Below are 17,466 nucleotides of genomic sequence, written 5' to 3'. Positions count from 1 at the left end.
CATAGAAAAGAGGTAATAAACAATGTGCTTCAGACCACCAACAGCAAATAAGCCTGTCAAATGCCCGGAATGCGGGATGTTTAACCCGCCTGTTGCCACCACATGCAGAAAATGCGGCTATGACGGTACACCGGGTTCAGGCGATCCGTCAATGAAAAAACAGCAGAATGTGCTTTCCGATAATCCCTCAAACGAATCTTAACTGCTATTGCTGCAGGGTCCCGCAATAGATTAGTCCAGAAGTTTACAAGCACTATTCTCCCAGATCATTATTTCAATCCATTATTTCAATTCATTATTCAGGAAATAGTGCTTGTCGATTTCTTACAGAATGGGCGGGCAACAGCTCTAAAATCTCGTGTGATTTATTCAGTTATCCCTGGAATTATTAATAATTTTTAGGAGGTCTATAGATATGGGAGAAAGATTAAAAAGCAGTATCATTAACATCTATGGCGTTGGCGAGTTAGGGTTTATCTTATTAATGACGATGGCGACATCCTATTATTCTTATTTTATTACCGACGTCGCGCTGTTATCAGCCGCAGCAATGGGTACTATCCTTCTGACCGCCCGGATCGTGGATGCAATTTCTGTTATTTTTGCCGGCGGAATCATCGAAAAAAGCAACATGAAATGGGGCAAATACCGTTCCTGGCTTTTAGTCGGGCCGATACTTATTGCTATCTTCTTTCTGGTGATGTTTTATAACCCGAACCTGAGTCCGGCAGCCAAGGCATTATATCTGGGTGTTGCCTACGTTGCCGCTCACGTTTGTGTCAATCTAGCGACCGTTGCTTATTATACGCTGGTTGCCGTCCTGGGCAAAGATCCCACAGACAGAACCCTTCTCTCAGCCAGAAGAGGCCAGGCCAATGCAGCGGCAAAGGTTATCTTTGGTCTGATCGCCATGCCGATGGTGATTTACATTGGCGGCGGAAATGAAGCAAAAGGTTTCTTTCTTACTGTTCTTATCTTTGCGGTTGTCATGATGGCATCTTTCTTCACGATTGCTAAGATTGCCAAACCCTTTGATGACGGAAAAAATGCTGTCAGTGCGGGCGCCTCGAGAGTCACCGTCGGGGATATGGCGAAAGCTATCGGTACAAACGGCCAGCTGCTCATTCTAATGCTGACGGAAGTGACCCGGTTTACCGCCATGTTCGGCACGTATGCGATGGTAACGTATTACTTCAAATATGTCGTCGGCAGCATGCTGATGATTTCTATCTTCTTCGTCGCTATTAATGTCGCTATGCTGATCGGCACGATCGTATCGCAGATGCTGATCAAAAAACTTGATAAGAAACCTACGTACCTGATTGGCTTGATAATTTTCCTGATCAGTTTAATATCCGTCTACCTATTTGCGAATAATGCGACAACATTCATTACGCTGATGGCGATCGGTTTCTTTGGCTTTGCTTTCGGAAACACGCTGAATACCGGCATGTATTCTGATACTGCGGATTATGTTGAATGGAAAACCGGTAAAAGCACTAAAGGGGCTGTAATGGCGATGTTCACACTGCCGATCAAGATCGGGATCGCCATCGGCGGAGCAGTTGCCGGTTACGGTCTTGCGGGGATAGGCTATGCTGCGAATGTTCCTGTGACACCGGAACTGATTGGCGGCGTCAAAATGTTGACCGTCGCTATTCCGGGTATTTCCGCTGTAATCGGGATTATTATTATCTTCTTCTATAAACTGAACACAGCTATGCTAACGCAATATCAAAAAGAAATCAAGGAAAGAGCATAAGTAAATTCAGATTGGTACAAAATTTTAGTAACTGCTGATTTAAAATCGTGCGGTATTTTGATTTGATAGCGGTGGTTTCATTCTCAATCGCAGAAATGCGTGTTAGTATTGTATGCCCAAATTAGTAACATTAAGGAGAATTGTTAAATGGTAAAAATCAATGAAGTTAAAACAATGGTAGAAGCAGGAAAAACAAAACTTATTCCCGGACTGGTTCAGGAAGCATTGGATGAAGGCAGCGCAGCCAAAGATATTCTTCAGGCAATGGTCGACTCAATGAGTGTCGTTGGCGACAAATTCTCTACCGGAGAAATCTTTGTACCGGAAATGCTGATGGCTGCTAAAGCCATGGCCAAAGGCGTTGATGTCCTGAAACCGTTACTGGCTGGCGACAGCAGCAATTCCCTCGGAACCTGCATCATCGGAACCGTTGCCGGCGATCTGCACGATATCGGCAAAAACCTTGTTTCCATGATGATCGAAAGCGCCGGCTTCACCATGGTCGACCTGGGCGTGGATGTCCCGGCTGGCAGATGGATTGAAGCCATCAATGAAAACCAGAACGTCACCTTAGTCGCATGTTCCGGTCTTCTGACCACCACCATGCCGGCTTTGAAAGAAGCAGTTCAGACGATTAAAGGCAGCGGACTCACCGGCTTTAAAGTCATCGTCGGCGGCGCGCCAGTAACCCAGGAATTCGCTAACGAAATCGGTGCTGACGGATTTGCTCCCGATGCCGGCAGTGCTGCGGTTAAAGCGGTTGAATTGGTTAAGTAAATAACCGTAAACCGAATTTGCATATGAAATTGGAGGTATCAGTAATGTTAACAAAAAGACAGAATTTAATGGAAGTACTAAAAGGCGGAAGTCCGGACCGATTTGTGAAACAGTATGAGGCTTTTCATCTAATTATGAACACACCGATTGTCCGTCGGAAACCTTCTCTCGGCGAAGAAGTTGTGAATGAATGGGGTGTCACGCTTCGTTGGCCTGAGGGACAGATGGCTTCTTTTCCCGTTCATGATTCGGAGCATAAAGTCATAAAAGATATCACAAAATGGCGGGAAACGGTGAAAGCGCCAAATGTGATTTGCCCGGAAGAAGCCTGGGCTAAAGCACAGGCAGCTGTCGCAGCCATTGATCGCAACGAAGAATTTGCCACCGTCTTTATTGCGCCGGGGATCTTTGAACACCTTCATTACCTCATGGGCATGGAAGATGCTTTGATGAGTTTCTATGAAGAACCCGAAGCCATGCATGAACTGATTGATTATATTACCGAATTTGAACTCGCACTGGCGAAAGAATTAGTTGACCACTTGCATCCTGATGCCCTGTTCCATCATGATGATTGGGGCAGTCAGAAAAACTCTTTCTTATCTCCTGACATGTTTAAAGAATTTATCCTGCCTGCGTATAAAAAAGTCTATGGCTTTTATAAGGCAAACGGCGTTGAAGTCATTATACACCACAGTGACAGCTATGCGGCCAATCTCGTTCCTTTCATGATCGAAATGGGAATTGACATCTGGCAGGGTGTCATGAACACGAATGATATTCCTGCATTGATTGAAAAATACGGCAAACAAATTACTTTCATGGGAGGCATCCACAGCGGTTTGGTTGATTTCCCGGAGTGGACACAGGAAAACTGTGCGAAACTCGTTGAAGAAACCTGCAGAGCAAACGGCAAACTTTACTTCATTCCCTGCATCACCCATGGTGGCCCTCAGAGTAACTTCCCCGGTGTCGATATCGCCGTTGACAATGAAATAGACAAAATGAGCAAGCTCATGTTTTAATAAGCTGCAAAATGATTAATGGGTATACTGTCTTGTGTTTTAGCTATGACACAAAGGATGGTATACCCGTCTCTTTTTATTTATATTAACGATATCAGATGTATCAGTATCAATTATAAAATTTAGGCTATAAATTTTAATTAGACATAAACCATTTAATCAGTGTGTCCCGCGTTCGAGTCTCGGATAGCTCACCAAAAGTTGATCCTCCGTAAATATTATTCATTAAAATGGTGTTCGGTTTAGAATAAAGCATCGTCGAGTTATCCTCGAAGGTGTTTTTTCATATTATTACACTATTTATCGAATTTTAATTGGCACGAACTATATTTGTACTATAATGATAGTAATAAGGGGGAGGAATTGGTATGCAGGATAATAAAACGTCTCAACCTGCCCATAAATATGATGCAAATATTAATAAAACAATACCGTTTTACAGCGGTATCCTCGAGCAGACAATTGATTTAATCAAAGTTGTAAAGGCTCAACCAGCGAATTGGCTTGATACGGGTTGTGGGACAGGAAACTTGATTGAAAAGGCGACACCTGAATTTCTCAATTGCCGTTTTGTTCTGGCGGATCCATCGGATGAAATGTTGAAGATCAGCAGGCGAAAGCTCTACGGAACTAAAATCTCTGACATAGAATATATTCAGGCAGGATCAGAAGACTTGACCTGTTCGAATAATGAATTTGATGTCATCACCGCAATATTATCCCATCATTACTTAGATAAAATGCGTAATAAGGCATCTCAAAACTGTTTCCGAATGTTAAAAACGGGTGGCGTGTATGTTACCGTTGAGACCATCAGGCCCCAAAGCGATAACGGTTTGAGCATTGGGCTGGAACGGTGGCGGAGTGCGCAATTAAAACAAGGAAAGAGTCCTGAGGAAGTCAATAAGCACTTAAGCCGTTATGGTGTTGAAATATTTCCTATAACGATTGAATCTCATCTAAAACTTTTAAAAGAGATTGGTTTTACTGCGGTCGAGGTATTTTGGGTTTCAGTTATGCAAGCCGGTTTTTATGCAATAAAGTAAAAAAAATAAAAAAATGCTATAAGCTAAAAAAAACACTTTACTATTATGTCGGTTATATGTATAATTAAAAAACGTCAGCGCAATTAGCTTAACTGACGATTTATGTGGCCCGTTGGTCAAGCGGCCTAAGACACCGCCCTTTCACGGCGGTAACACGGGTTCGAATCCCGTACGGGTCACCATATCCATAATCACAGGTCAGAAAACCGAAGAGGCGATCTGACTTAAAATTTGCCTCGGTAGCTCAGTCGGTAGAGCAGAGGACTGAAAATCCTCGTGTCGGCGGTTCGATTCCGTCCTGAGGCACCATTGGATCGAGAAGCGGTTTTTATTAGATGAACTAATACGAGCCGCTTTATTGTGTTATGAATTATGAAAATAACGGAACATTATTTGTCCTGCAACGCCGGTGGATGGTTTAACACGCATATTTTTATATCTTGCCCATAGAGTATAACAAGATTACTTAGAGGAAGCAGGATGCCGGTATGCGTGAAATCGTTAATACGATGCAAAGTTATCCCTATGATGTCATGGAGAGAGATATTCACAGTCTGGAGGAGCGTTACCCGTTTCTTGAGATAGGAATTGCCGGTAAGAGTGTACTTGGCCGTAACCTTTATTATCTTAGGTTAGGTACCGGTCCGAATCACGTATTTTATAATGGGGCCCACCATGCGCTGGAATGGTTGACGGCGCTGCTGCTAATGAAATTCAGTGAAAACTATCTTGAAAGCTACATTAGCAATACGCTGCTTGGGAGATGCGATATTCAAAGTCAATGGCAAAAGAGTTCCATCTATATTTTGCCGATGGTTAATCCCGATGGCGTTGATTTGGTATTAAATGGCTTGCAGCCGGATCACCCGTATAATCAATCACTCCTAAAATGGAACAATGGACGGACTAATTTTAGCCAGGTATGGCAAGCAAATATACACGGAGTTGACCTCAACCATAATTATGACGCCTCTTGGCAGTTATCAAAGGGTGCGGAAGCAAGCCACGATATTAAAGGCCCTGGACCAACACGTTTTTCCGGTGCTTCACCAGAATCGGAACCGGAATCCAAAGCGGTTGCTGACTTTACGCGAAAGCATGATTTTCAGTTAGTTCTGGCATTTCATAGTCAAGGGCGAATTATTTATTGGAATTATCGTAATTTAGCCTCCACTCGAGATAAAGAAATTGCCCGTTGTTTGTCTCGTCTAAGCGGATATACTTTGGAAGAAGCCGTAGGGATGACTTCGTATGCCGGATATAAGGATTGGTTTATCGAAAAGTTTCGCCGGCCTGGCTATACGATTGAGATCGGGCAAGGCCAAAATCCGCTTCCGATTTCTCAACTTGGACAGATATATCAAGAGAATGAAGGGCTGCTCTTGACAGCGGCTCAACTTACATGATTGAGTTATGCCGGGATCTGATTGCAGTAGTATAATTATGCGAAAAAGTCAATGGAAGCGAAAGGAATTATTGGAAGTATTTGAAAATTGTGTATATATAGTAGGGCTCAAGACCCTTGACGAACAAGCAGATTATCACTATAATAATAAATACCTTGTTAAAAGGGATAGGCGGAAGTGGCTCAGCGGTAGAGCATTGGCTTCCCAAGCCGAGGGTCGCGGGTTCGAATCCCGTCTTCCGCTCCAACTTAAGAATGTGTTGCCAGTATAATGCTGGTTTTTTTATCGGTTAATTCTATTGCCTGCCTATAATTTCAAAGAGCACCGTCTGAGAAATCACAAGAAGCTTGGTGAGGCGTTATGCCAGAAGGAGCTGAAAAGAATAGTATGTTATCTGACTCGAAAAGAACGTTTTCCAATAAGATGCGGTTCAAGAAGGTTCTATCCATTCTTATTATTGTAGTTTTGACAGCGGTACTGGGTGGATGCAACTCGCTGAAAGATGCTGTAGAGAAAGCAAAACCGCTTATTCCCAAAGGGTATGAATTAGTATATATCGAGCAGGTCAGTAATAATTCCGGGATTGTATTTTATACGTATGAAACAGAACTCAGTGTAGGGATATTTACGAAAAACGCAATTGGCTGGGAATGGACAGGTAGTGCAGTGGGCAAACTTGTTACGTATCCGGATGGTTTGCAATGGCGGTATGCTGATCTCGGTGAAAATGGCACTCAGTATTCCCTATATTACGGAAAGATAACGAATAAAGATATCACCAGCGTGACCGTTAAGACAACAAATGGGGAAACGGTACAGGGAAATATTGTTCCTACCGATCAGCTTCGTCTGTGGTATGCCTTTGTCAGTGAACCACAAGTTCCATCTGTTAATGCGGATATTACAGGGTACTCCAGTGAGGGAAAAGTAATTTATCTGTTCAGTCAACCAAAAGAATAATAAGGAGGATATTATGGCTAAACATATTACAACCGTCGTCAAGGGCCATTTGAGTTCAACGGCTAAAACGGGAGGATGCGGAAAGTGCCAGACATCGTGTCAGTCCGCATGCAAAACATCGTGTACTGTTGGTAATCAGGTTTGTGAAAAATAAATTGGAATATATTTCAACACCACCATAAGCTTGGCGCACGCCAAGCTTTAATTACATTGCCTTCTGGAAAAAGACGGTATCCCAAATTCGCCGCCGGGGGCGAATTTGGGATACTTTTTTTGATGATTTCATGTGGTTACAATTCAGGTTTGTTTTTTATGTGTATTTTTAATGGTATAATAGGTGTAATTGTTAATGCAAAGGAATGTCGTAATGGAATTAATAAACTATTGTATTGAGAAGAATGTTCATGTATACCGCCAAGGGGATATTAATGTTGCCTATGATGTAAACTCAGGATCCCTTCATGTCTTGGATGACGTGACCCAAGGCCTTATTTTGGAGATGGTTGCCTGGCAGAGAAAAAACGGTCTCAAAGAATTTGCGCAGATAGTCCCGAATATAGGGTTAAACCTGATTGCCGAGGAAAAGCACGAAATTCTTACCGAGCTTTCTGCACTGCAAAAACAGGGTTTGCTTTTTTCACCTGAAGCCGAGGAAACGGTGCTGCTCTATCCGGATGAGCCGATAATTAAAGCGATGTGCTTGCATGTGGCACATGACTGCAATCTTCGCTGCGGCTACTGCTTTGCGGGAACGGGGCCTTTTGGAGGCAGTCGCCAACTGATGAGTCTTGAGACCGGGAAAAAAGCCTTGAATTTTTTACTGGATCATAGCGGTGAACGGCAACAGTGCGAGGTTGACTTTTTCGGCGGTGAACCGCTAATGAATTTTCCTGTTGTCAAAGAGCTGATTGCCTATGGAAAAGAGATAGCCGCTCAAGCGGGAAAGAAAATGAAGTTTACCTTGACAACCAATGCGGTGCTTCTTGATCAGCCAACGGCTGATTTTCTCGAGAAAGAGGAGATCAGTGTGGTTTTAAGTATAGATGGGCGCAAGGACGTCAATGACAGAATGAGACCATTTTTGAATGGAGCCGGCAGCTACGATCGGATTATGCCACAAATACTCAGTTTTGCCCGCAGAAGACCCAATTCCTCTCCCTATGCAACCGGCAATTATTATTATGTCAGGGGTACGTATACCCATTTCAATACGGACTTCTATAAAGATGTTTTACACTTGGCCGACAGCGGAATCAACCGGATTTCGGTGGAACCTGTAGTCGCTTCACCGCAGGAAGAGTATGCATTTCGTGATGAAGACCTCACAGAGATTAAACGCAGCTATGACATATTAGGGGAAAAGGTTCTGGAATACCGAAGAGACGGTAAGGAATTCGTTTTTTTCCATTTCAATGCGGGACTCGATGAAGGCCCGTGTCTCGTGAAACGCTTATCCGGATGTGGCGCAGGTCATGAATATGTGGCCATATCTCCGGAAGGGGATATTTACCCCTGCCATCAGTTTGTCGGACAGGAACAATACAAGCTGGGGTCACTGGATGATTCCGAGGGATTTCTTGATCCGAAAATCGTCCAGGCTTTTCGTCGAGCGCAGGTATACTCAAAAGAAGAATGTCGATCCTGTTGGGCCCGATTTTCCTGCAGCGGCGGCTGCCATGCCGCAAATACAGCGTTTAGCGGAGAATTGACGAAAGTCTATCCACTGGGCTGCGAGTTACAGAAGAAGCGGCTGGAAATAGCTTATTATCTAAAGATCAAAGAAGCCTCACAAAGAAATTTGCTATCATAGCAAACAGACGGAGGAAAATAATGCGTAAACGAACTCAGAAGCTAGCAGTCTATGTCATTATCGGTATGGTGTGTATCTCTTTGATTGGTACATCATTTGTCTTTTTTATGCCGCCAGCCGATGATGCTGTCAATGGTGAGAGCCCGTCAGCATTGGAGCAAGAATACAATGCCCGGGTGCAAGCTGTTGAACAGCTGAAAGTAACGCTGCAAAGCAAGCCTGAAGATTTGCAAACGATTGTGGCTTTAGCGGATGCTTATTACAAAAAGTCTCAACTTTCTATAGAATTGAATGAAGAAGAGTATAAGGAAGACTTAAATAATGCAGTTCACTACTATCAAGAAGCGTTGACCAAAGAAGAAGATACGGAAGTCAGTTTAAAATTGGCGGCGTCAGCCTTTCTTCTCAGTACTGCCGATGCAACCAATCAAACCTATGCCGCATTAGCGGAGAAGACCTATAAGGAGATCTTAAAAAAAGAGCCGCATGATGTTGACGCTTTGTATGGCTACGGTATGTATCTTTTTTACGTTAAACAAAATTATACACAAGCCAAGGAATATTGGCAGACAGCACTGAAATATAATACTGATGAAGAAATGAAGAGCAATCTCGAGGATATGATCGGGTTGGCCGAAGGAACAGAACCAGCTGATAGCGAAGGTTCTGGCCAGGAGAAATAATCTTGTTGTATACCTGCCAAGCAGATTTTTCGTGCAATCAGTCAATCGGGAAGGTGACAAAATGTATTTTGCAACATTGGCCAGCGGCAGTTCCGGCAATGCAATATTAGTCGGCCAAAATAACCGGAGTCTTATGGTAGACTGCGGGATTGCCACAAAAAGGATCCTCGCAAATCTGGATGTGATCAATATAGCCGCAGGTCAACTGGAGGGTATCGTCATCACCCATGAACATTCCGATCATATCAAGGGCGTCGGAACATTGGCACGCAAGCTAAAAATTCCTGTATACGCCACAGCCGGGCTTTGGGACGAATTGGAGGATAAAATCGGTACACTGCGGCCAGAACAGAAGAACATTATTGGTAGAAGTTTTGAACTGGCTGGAATGAAAATAAATTTGTTTGCCACTTCCCATGACAGCCGGGAAAGTTATGGCTTAAAAATCATCAGTCATGATGCCGCATTGGGTATCGCTACGGACAGCGGGATGATTACAGAGGAGATGCATCGCCATCTTCAGGGCTGCGATGCCTATGTCGTTGAAGCGAATCATGATGTAGAAAGGCTTTGGCAGGGAAGGTACCCGTATCATCTCAAGAAACGGGTCAGCGGAAACCGGGGCCATTTAAGCAATGTTCAATTGGCAGAAGGATTGATTGAATGGTTGGATGAGAATACCAAGAAAGTCGTTCTTGCCCACTTAAGCGAAGAAAATAATACACCGCAGATTGCTCTGGCAACCGTAGTGGACATACTAAGAGATTCCAGGATCAGGCGCAAGTGTCAAAGTCTGAAGATTCGTGTGGCACCTAGACATTGTCCACATGAACTGATTGATTTGAGTTCATAATACGGAGGGAGGGATACCCTTTGGATTACTTTAATCGAAATGATAATGACCGCAACACTAGCTACAGCCATCCCGATAATAATTTATATGAGGATCATGACCGGACTGGCTGGAACAATGGCTACCGAAAATCAAGAAATGAAAAACCTCGGTTCATATCCACGATGATACTGGCGGTTGTCAGTGCTGTCTTAGGCGGTTTGATTACAGTGACACTAGTACCTGCCTTGTATCCTAACAGCAATATTGTATCCGGAGGAAAGGTTATAATTGAACAAGGCGCGCCGCCGCCAGTCGATAGCGCTGGATCGTCCAGCGGAATATCCCCTGTTGTTACTATCGCAAAGACAGTCGGACCGGCCGTTGTCGGGATCGCTAATTTTCAATACAGCAGCGATTTCTTTGGCGGCAGCACCGGACTCAGTGAAGCAGGCAGCGGTTCCGGATTTATTATCAATTCAACCAAAGGGTATATCGTAACTAATTATCATGTGGTTGAAAACGCCGAAAAATTGATGGTTTCCTTGGTGGATGGCCGCGACGTGCCCGGAACGCTGGTTGGCGGCGATGAACGAACAGATCTTGCTGTAATTAAAATAGAGGACACACAGAATCTAACCGCCGTGCAGCTTGGTGATTCATCTCTGCTGCAGGTGGGTGAATCGGTGGTTGCGATTGGGAACCCCGGGGGACAGGAATTTGCTCGCACCGTAACGAACGGCGTCGTATCGGCAACGGATCGATTTCTACTGTTACAGGGAGAAGCAAGTTTTAATTTGATTCAAACCGATGCAGCCATTAATCCCGGTAACAGTGGTGGTCCTCTCGTCAATTACAGTGGACAGGTTATCGGCATCAATTCCGCGAAAAACAATACACAGGGATTTGAGGGAATGGGCTTTGCCATACCCATATCCGATGCGCTGCCGTTTATCCAGCAGATTATTGAAAAGGGATACGCCAGTCATCCGGGCCTTCAAGTTGGTATCGATGATCGTTATACTGAGGAATACGCGACCTACAAAAACTGGCCAATGGGCTGTTATATTGCCAGTGTACAGAATGGCGGATCGGCAGATCGTGCAGGGATCAGAGCCGGGGATATTGTTACGGCAATCAATGGGATTGACATATCCAATTCGCTGGAGTTAACCCACCAGTTGTTTAAATATAAGGTGGGGGATCGTGTAACCGTCAGCTATTTTCGAGGGGGTAATACGTATACAGCCGAAGTCGTACTCGGGGAAATTAAGTAATGGCGTATTTAGCAGCAGGAATTGACGGTGATGCGATGAACCGTTGTGTCTGATCTTTAAGACCGGCGGTTCTATTTCGTAATACATTTTTTAGTGAATGTTCATAAACTATATGGACGGACACAACCTGCTACCTTATAAGGAGGATAACAGCGACACTTAGGAAAAGTTGCTATTTGGAATTAAATTTGAAAAATGTTATAATCATGGCGTATCACAATTTTTAATATATAAGTGAAATATAGGATTATCAGTGTCTGATCGTATATATTCCTAAAAAATACTCACCTGTGCCTAAGCTGTGAAAATATTTGCAGCCGGATTGTAAAAGGAGCGAAAGAATGTCTAAACGTATGCATATCGGTTTGGATGTTGGTTCAACAACTGTAAAGATTGCCATCTTGGACGAGAATGATAACTTGGTTTTCAGCAGTTATCAACGGCATTTTTCTGATGTTCAGCACACTGTCAGCAACCTGCTGCAAAAAATATACGTTCAATTCCGGAACGAAAAAGTCACAATGAATATTACCGGATCCAGCGGGATGTCTACATCTGAACAGCTGGCGATCCCTTTTATTCAGGAGGTCATTGCCTGTCAGAAGGCCATCGAGCGTTTTATTCCAACTACGGATGTTGCCATCGAGTTGGGGGGGGAAGACGCTAAAATCACCTACTTCGGCAGTGCGCCTGAGCTGCGGATGAATGGGACATGTGCAGGAGGGACGGGCGCTTTCATTGACCAAATGGCTATCTTGTTAAAGACGGATGCTAAAGGGTTAAATGATTTAGCAACCCAGCATAAGGAAATTTATCCGATTGCTTCCCGCTGCGGCGTTTTCGCAAAAACGGATATCCAACCGCTCTTGAATGAAGGTGCAGCCAAGGAAGATATCGCCGCATCCATATTTCAGGCGGTGGTCAATCAAACCATTGCCGGTTTGGCATGTGGGAAACCCATCCGCGGCAACGTGGCGTTTTTGGGAGGCCCTCTTTCCTTCTTGCCGGAACTGCGCAAGCGCTTTATTGAAACACTGAAATTGAAGCCGGAAAATAGTATCGCCCCGGATAATGCCCAGTTCTTTGTCGCCATTGGCGCAGCACTGGCTTCAAAGATGAATGAAACAATTAATCTGAATACGCTCTATAATAATATTCCCAATCTGCACAATTCGGATTCGGCAACGACTCTTCTGCAGCCGTTGTTCAACACCGAAGAGGACTATGCGGAATTCAGCAAACGGCATCAACAGCATACTGTTGCAAAAAAAACGTTAGCAGAGGTGAGTGGTGCCTGTTTCTTAGGGATCGACGCAGGCTCTACAACAACGAAACTGGCTTTGGTTGATATGGAAGGCAATTTGGTATATTCCCATTATGGCAGTAATCTGGGAAGCCCTCTGAGATCAACGATCGCCGCACTGCAGATGCTCTATCAGGCGATGCCGTCCGGGGCATTTATTGCCGGATCGGTTGTTACCGGATATGGCGAGGCATTATTAAAAGCGGCACTGAGAGTAGACCATGGCGAGATTGAAACAGTTGCCCATTTAAAAGGCGCGGAACATTTTCTGCCGGGAGTCGACTTTATCCTGGATATCGGCGGTCAGGATATGAAATGCATGCTGATTCAAGACGGTGTCATTAATAATATTATGCTGAATGAGGCCTGCTCATCGGGCTGTGGTTCTTTTATCGAAACTCTGGCTGAATCCTTGAGCCTCCCGTTAACCGAATTTGTCCAGCGGGGGCTGTTCTCAAAAACGCCGGTCGATTTAGGCACGCGGTGTACGGTGTTTATGAATTCTAAAATTAAGCAGGTCCAGAAGGAAGGCGCCGATATCGGCAGTATTGCTGCCGGGATATCGTATTCTGTCGTAAAAAATGCGTTATATAAGGTTATTCGCCTGCATAATTCCTCAGAAGTTGGTGAAAAAATTGTTGTTCAAGGCGGAACTTTTAAAAATGACGCTGTATTAAGAAGTTTTGAACTTGTCACAGGCCGCAAAGTCGTGAGACCGGATATCGCAGGGATCATGGGTGCCTTCGGAGCCGCATTAATTGCTAAAGATCGTTATCAGACCGGGCAGGAGTCTACCTTGCTTGGTGCGGACAAATTGGAGAATTTTCATACCGAAACCAAGACGCGGCATTGTGGTTTGTGTGGAAATAACTGCTTGCTGACGGTCAATCAATTTTCTGATGGCCGTGAATTCCTGACAGGGAATCGCTGCGAACTTGGTGCGGGCTATGAAAGTAAGACAGAAGAGATCCCCAATTTATTTGATTATAAATATAAGCGGCTGTTTGCTTATAAACCGTTGAAAAAAGATGAAGCCCCACGTGGGGAGATTGGGATCCCGCGTGCGTTGAACATGTATGAGCATTATCCGTTCTGGTTTACCTTACTGACGGAACTTGGCTTCAGGGTTATTTTATCCAGCCGTTCTTCGAAACGGATTTTCGAGCTGGGGATGGAAACGGTGGCTTCTGAATCCTTGTGTTACCCGGCAAAATTAACGAACGGGCATATTCGGGATCTGATGAATAAAGGGATTAAGCGGATCTTTTACCCTTGTTTGCCGAGGGACGAAAAAGAGATGGAGGGTGTCAACAACAATTACAATTGTCCGATTGTGACATCCTATCCGGAAGCGATCCATGCCAATGTGGATGAGATAAGGAACAAGCAGGTTGAGCTTATTTTCCCCTTCCTGCCGATCGATAACCCGGAACGTTTAAAAGTCCGTATCTATGAAGAATTTAAAGCGCTGGGCGTTACCAAACAGGAAGCAGCCGTGGCAGTGGATAAAGCATTTGTCGAAAGAGATGCCGTTCGTCAGGATCTTCGGACGAAAGCCGAAGAAATTTTGGATTATCTTGAGAAGAATAACCGAAAAGGGATTGTCCTGGCCGGTCGTCCTTATCACACCGATCCGGAAGTGAACCATGGTATTCCGGAGATGATTGCCGGTCTGGGTATGGCGGTACTGACTGAAGATGCCGTTGCGCATCTGGGACAAGTGGAAAGACCGTTGCGTGTTCTAGACCAATGGGTATATCATTCCAGGCTGTATGCTGCAGCCAGTTTTGTAGCGACTCGGGATGAATTGGAGCTTGTCCAGCTAAATTCCTTTGGCTGCGGTTTGGATGCGGTTACTACCGATCAGGTCCAAGAGATCCTTCATCAGTACAGAAAAACGTATACGTTGGTCAAGATTGACGAAATCAATAACCTCGGTGCTGTCCGTATCCGTATTCGTTCCTTGCTTGCAGCGATGCAGGAAAGAGATAAAAAACAAATCAAAGCAAAAAAACTGTTTGAGACCAAGAAGCGGGTTGTGTTCACAGAAGCGATGAAAGAGGAGTATACGATTTTATCGCCGCAGATGGCTCCCATTCATTTTGAACTGATCCAGGAGGCTGTTCGGTTAGAAGGCTACAAAATGGAGATACTGCCGGATGTCGAAATGGGTGTCGTCGAACAGGGACTCTTGCATGTGCATAACGATGCCTGTTATCCCTCGATTCTTGTTGTCGGTCAAATTATGGCCGCATTAAAATCCGGCAGATACGATCTGAACAAGACGGCCGTCATCATGTCACAGACGGGTGGAGGGTGCCGTGCCAGTAACTATATCGGTTTTATTCGTAAAGCGTTAAAAGATGCCGGGATGGAACACATTCCCGTTATATCTCTGAATGCGGGAGGGCTGGAATCAAATCCGGGATTTAAACTATCGATGAAGATGATCAAACGGTGTGTTATGGCTACAGTATATGGTGATTTGCTTATGCGTTTGACTTTTGCCACTCGCCCCTATGAGAAAAATGCCGGAGAAACAAATGCGCTGCTTGATAAATGGCTGAAGGAATTGAAGCCGAGCCTGGCAGGGATGCGTGCTCGGGAATACCACCGGAATATCCGTCGTGTGGTTGAGGAATTTGAAAAAATAGAAACTCTGAATATTAAGAAACCAAAAGTGGGGGTTGTCGGCGAGATCCTTGTAAAGTTCCATCCCTTTGCAAATAACTTTATTGTGGACGTCCTGGAAAAAGAAGGGGCAGAAGCCGTCATGCCGGATTTGATGGATTTCTTTATGTATTGTGCTTACGGCACCATATTCCGGAGAAGTAAATTAGCGGGATCACTTAAAGGCGAGCTGATCAGCCGTTATCTTATTTGGCGGATGGAAAATTATCGCCGCGTAATGAAACGTGTTCTAAAAAAAAGCGAACGGTATCACCCCCCTAAATCCATTTATGAATTAGCTAATATGGCCGGTAAAATCATGCATCTCGGTCACCAGACCGGAGAGGGTTGGTTTTTAACGGCAGAAATGATCGAACTTATCGAAAGCGGCGCCAGCAATGTCGCTTGTCTGCAGCCTTTCGCCTGTTTGCCTAACCATATTACCGGCAAAGGCATGGTACGGGAGCTGAAGCGTCAGTATCCCCAGGCCAATATTGTTCCGATCGATTATGATCCGGGAGCCAGCCAAGTCAATCAGATCAACCGAATTAAACTGATGTTGTCGGTAGCTTTTAAGAATATGGAGAAAGAAGCAAACGGAACGAATAATCACAGTAACGCGGCTGTCGACGCCACGAGTAGAGATTCGATGACGATTCCTCTGGAGACAGGCAGATTAGAAAAACCAGAAACAGAACAAAAAATTATCTAACCGGAGATTATGCATAATTTAAATACAAAAAAGGAAAAACAGGCTGAAGGCATTTAAGCATTTGGCCTGTTTTTATGTCACGAATGCAAAAAGCGTGAGAAACCTTTTGCTATGGCGATACGGATAGAAAGTAGCGGCACGGTCATTTCATGTTTATGAGCAAGTTATTATTGCGGATTAGCAATGATTCGAGTAATGCAGTCAAAGACTATAGTTTGCCGTTATTCTGCTTCATTTGCTGCTCAGCAAAAGCGACCATTTTCTTGACCATCTGGCCGCCGATCGGGCCGCCTTCCAGACCATTTTGTCTCGCAGTCACATCGCCCTTATAATGGTCATTGTTTTCTCTGACAAAATCGAGATACCCGATTTCCGCAGCTGCTTCCATTTTTAAATTTTGCAGCAGCTTTTTTGTGCTTTCACTTGTTCTGCCCATTTATCTTCACCTCCGTAATATTATTATTGACAAAATATTAAAAAGCTCTCGTTGTAATTAATTGAACAATTTATATAATTAACCGAAAGAACCAAAGAATATCTATAGTAAATTATTAATAGCAGCAAAATCAATTGTTCATATAAGTCCAATCTTGACGGCGCATCACAGTATAAGTATAGTCAGTATAGAAGAATTTAAAAAGTATTATTTGGTAAATAGTGGAGAAAATATATGCTGCAAATAACAATTCTGACCGTTGGCAGAATAAAAGAAAAATATCTTCAGGATGGAATTAAAGAGTATTCAAAGCGCCTTAACAGTTATGTTCGTCTAAAAATCCTTGAAGTTGATGATGAACCTTGTCCGGAAAAAGCATCTGCCGCCGAAGAGGAAAAAGTCAGACAAAAAGAAGGTGAGAAGTTATTAAAGCTAATCTCAAGTCAGGATTTTGTCGTGCTACTGGATCTGCAGGGCAAGGTGCTTACCTCACCTGAGGTGGGTGAGCTTATGGAAGGACGGGCGCTGGCGGGGCAAAGCAGGATAACATTTATCATAGGCGGTTCGTTAGGCACGGCAGATGAAGTCCGAAAGCGAGCTGATTTTCGGTGGTCTTTTTCCATGCTTACTTTTCCGCACCAGCTCATCCGGCTAATGCTACTTGAACAGATATACCGTGCCTGCAAAATCAATAAAGGAGAGACTTATCATAAATGAGCTTTAATTATGGCACTTATGGCGAGATGGCAAAGTAAAGATGCGACACT

14 protein-coding genes, 3 tRNA genes and 1 pseudogene are annotated in these 17,466 nt (G+C 44.2%); 17 read left to right on the top strand and 1 reads right to left on the bottom strand.

Features of this window, described 5'->3' with window-relative positions; genetic code table 11:
* Positions 1-22: 22 nt before the first annotated feature.
* The 16 genes and pseudogenes from LPY66_RS20755 to LPY66_RS20680 all read left to right on the top strand — a co-directional run bounded on the left by LPY66_RS20755 (position 23) and on the right by LPY66_RS20680 (position 16,263).
* Positions 23-202 (top strand): hypothetical protein, encoded by a 180-nt coding sequence (locus LPY66_RS20755; RefSeq protein ID WP_337986131.1) that lies wholly within the window; start codon positions 23-25, stop codon positions 200-202.
* 213 nt (positions 203-415) lie between these two features.
* Positions 416-1,762 (top strand): MFS transporter, encoded by a 1,347-nt coding sequence (locus LPY66_RS20750; RefSeq protein ID WP_337986130.1) that lies wholly within the window; start codon positions 416-418, stop codon positions 1,760-1,762.
* A gap of 147 nt (positions 1,763-1,909) precedes the next feature.
* A complete protein-coding gene (locus LPY66_RS20745) occupies positions 1,910-2,539 on the top strand; it encodes a corrinoid protein (RefSeq protein ID WP_337986129.1) in 630 nt (209 codons plus the stop codon).
* A gap of 44 nt (positions 2,540-2,583) precedes the next feature.
* Positions 2,584-3,564: a uroporphyrinogen decarboxylase family protein gene (locus LPY66_RS20740; RefSeq protein ID WP_337986128.1), complete on the top strand. Its 981-nt coding sequence runs from the start codon at positions 2,584-2,586 to the stop codon at positions 3,562-3,564.
* Between the two features lie 368 nt (positions 3,565-3,932).
* Entirely contained in the window at positions 3,933-4,610 is a 678-nt protein-coding gene (locus tag LPY66_RS20735) for a class I SAM-dependent methyltransferase (protein WP_337986127.1), read from the top strand.
* 106 nt (positions 4,611-4,716) lie between these two features.
* A tRNA-Glu gene (locus LPY66_RS20730) sits at positions 4,717-4,792 on the top strand.
* A gap of 51 nt (positions 4,793-4,843) precedes the next feature.
* A tRNA-Phe gene (locus LPY66_RS20725) sits at positions 4,844-4,919 on the top strand.
* 185 nt (positions 4,920-5,104) lie between these two features.
* Positions 5,105-6,016: pseudogene (locus LPY66_RS20720) on the top strand (M14 family metallopeptidase); the annotation flags it as partial.
* 171 nt (positions 6,017-6,187) lie between these two features.
* Positions 6,188-6,262: transfer RNA gene (locus LPY66_RS20715), tRNA-Gly, on the top strand.
* Positions 6,263-6,439: 177 nt separating this feature from the next.
* Positions 6,440-6,976 (top strand): hypothetical protein, encoded by a 537-nt coding sequence (locus tag LPY66_RS20710; protein ID WP_337988157.1) that lies wholly within the window; start codon positions 6,440-6,442, stop codon positions 6,974-6,976.
* A 13-nt stretch (positions 6,977-6,989) separates the two neighbouring features.
* On the top strand, positions 6,990-7,130 hold the full coding sequence (scfA, locus tag LPY66_RS20705) for a six-cysteine ranthipeptide SCIFF (protein ID WP_337986125.1): 141 nt from the start codon (positions 6,990-6,992) through the stop codon (positions 7,128-7,130).
* A gap of 213 nt (positions 7,131-7,343) precedes the next feature.
* Positions 7,344-8,786, top strand: a complete 1,443-nt coding sequence (gene scfB / locus LPY66_RS20700) for a thioether cross-link-forming SCIFF peptide maturase (protein ID WP_337986124.1) — start codon at positions 7,344-7,346, stop codon at positions 8,784-8,786.
* 20 nt (positions 8,787-8,806) lie between these two features.
* Positions 8,807-9,469, top strand: coding sequence for a tetratricopeptide repeat protein (locus LPY66_RS20695; RefSeq protein ID WP_337986123.1), 663 nt, complete (start codon positions 8,807-8,809; stop codon positions 9,467-9,469).
* 61 nt (positions 9,470-9,530) lie between these two features.
* Positions 9,531-10,322, top strand: coding sequence for an MBL fold metallo-hydrolase (locus tag LPY66_RS20690; RefSeq protein ID WP_337986122.1), 792 nt, complete (start codon positions 9,531-9,533; stop codon positions 10,320-10,322).
* A gap of 164 nt (positions 10,323-10,486) precedes the next feature.
* Positions 10,487-11,578 (top strand): S1C family serine protease, encoded by a 1,092-nt coding sequence (locus tag LPY66_RS20685; RefSeq protein ID WP_337988156.1) that lies wholly within the window; start codon positions 10,487-10,489, stop codon positions 11,576-11,578.
* A 341-nt stretch (positions 11,579-11,919) separates the two neighbouring features.
* Positions 11,920-16,263 (top strand): 2-hydroxyacyl-CoA dehydratase, encoded by a 4,344-nt coding sequence (locus LPY66_RS20680; protein WP_337986121.1) that lies wholly within the window; start codon positions 11,920-11,922, stop codon positions 16,261-16,263.
* 208 nt (positions 16,264-16,471) lie between these two features.
* On the opposite strand, the gene LPY66_RS20675 is transcribed toward LPY66_RS20680, so the two are convergent.
* Positions 16,472-16,699, bottom strand: a complete 228-nt coding sequence (locus LPY66_RS20675) for an alpha/beta-type small acid-soluble spore protein (protein WP_337986120.1) — start codon at positions 16,697-16,699, stop codon at positions 16,472-16,474.
* 234 nt (positions 16,700-16,933) lie between these two features.
* Between LPY66_RS20675 and rlmH the strand changes: the two genes are divergently transcribed.
* Positions 16,934-17,416: a 23S rRNA (pseudouridine(1915)-N(3))-methyltransferase RlmH gene (gene rlmH, locus LPY66_RS20670; protein WP_443112446.1), complete on the top strand. Its 483-nt coding sequence runs from the start codon at positions 16,934-16,936 to the stop codon at positions 17,414-17,416.
* Positions 17,417-17,466 lie beyond the last annotated feature (50 nt).

This window comes from Dehalobacter sp. DCM (genome assembly GCF_024972775.1).
Classification (GTDB): Bacteria; Bacillota; Desulfitobacteriia; order Desulfitobacteriales; family Syntrophobotulaceae; genus Dehalobacter.
This window is presented reverse-complemented; position numbering and strand designations above follow the sequence as displayed.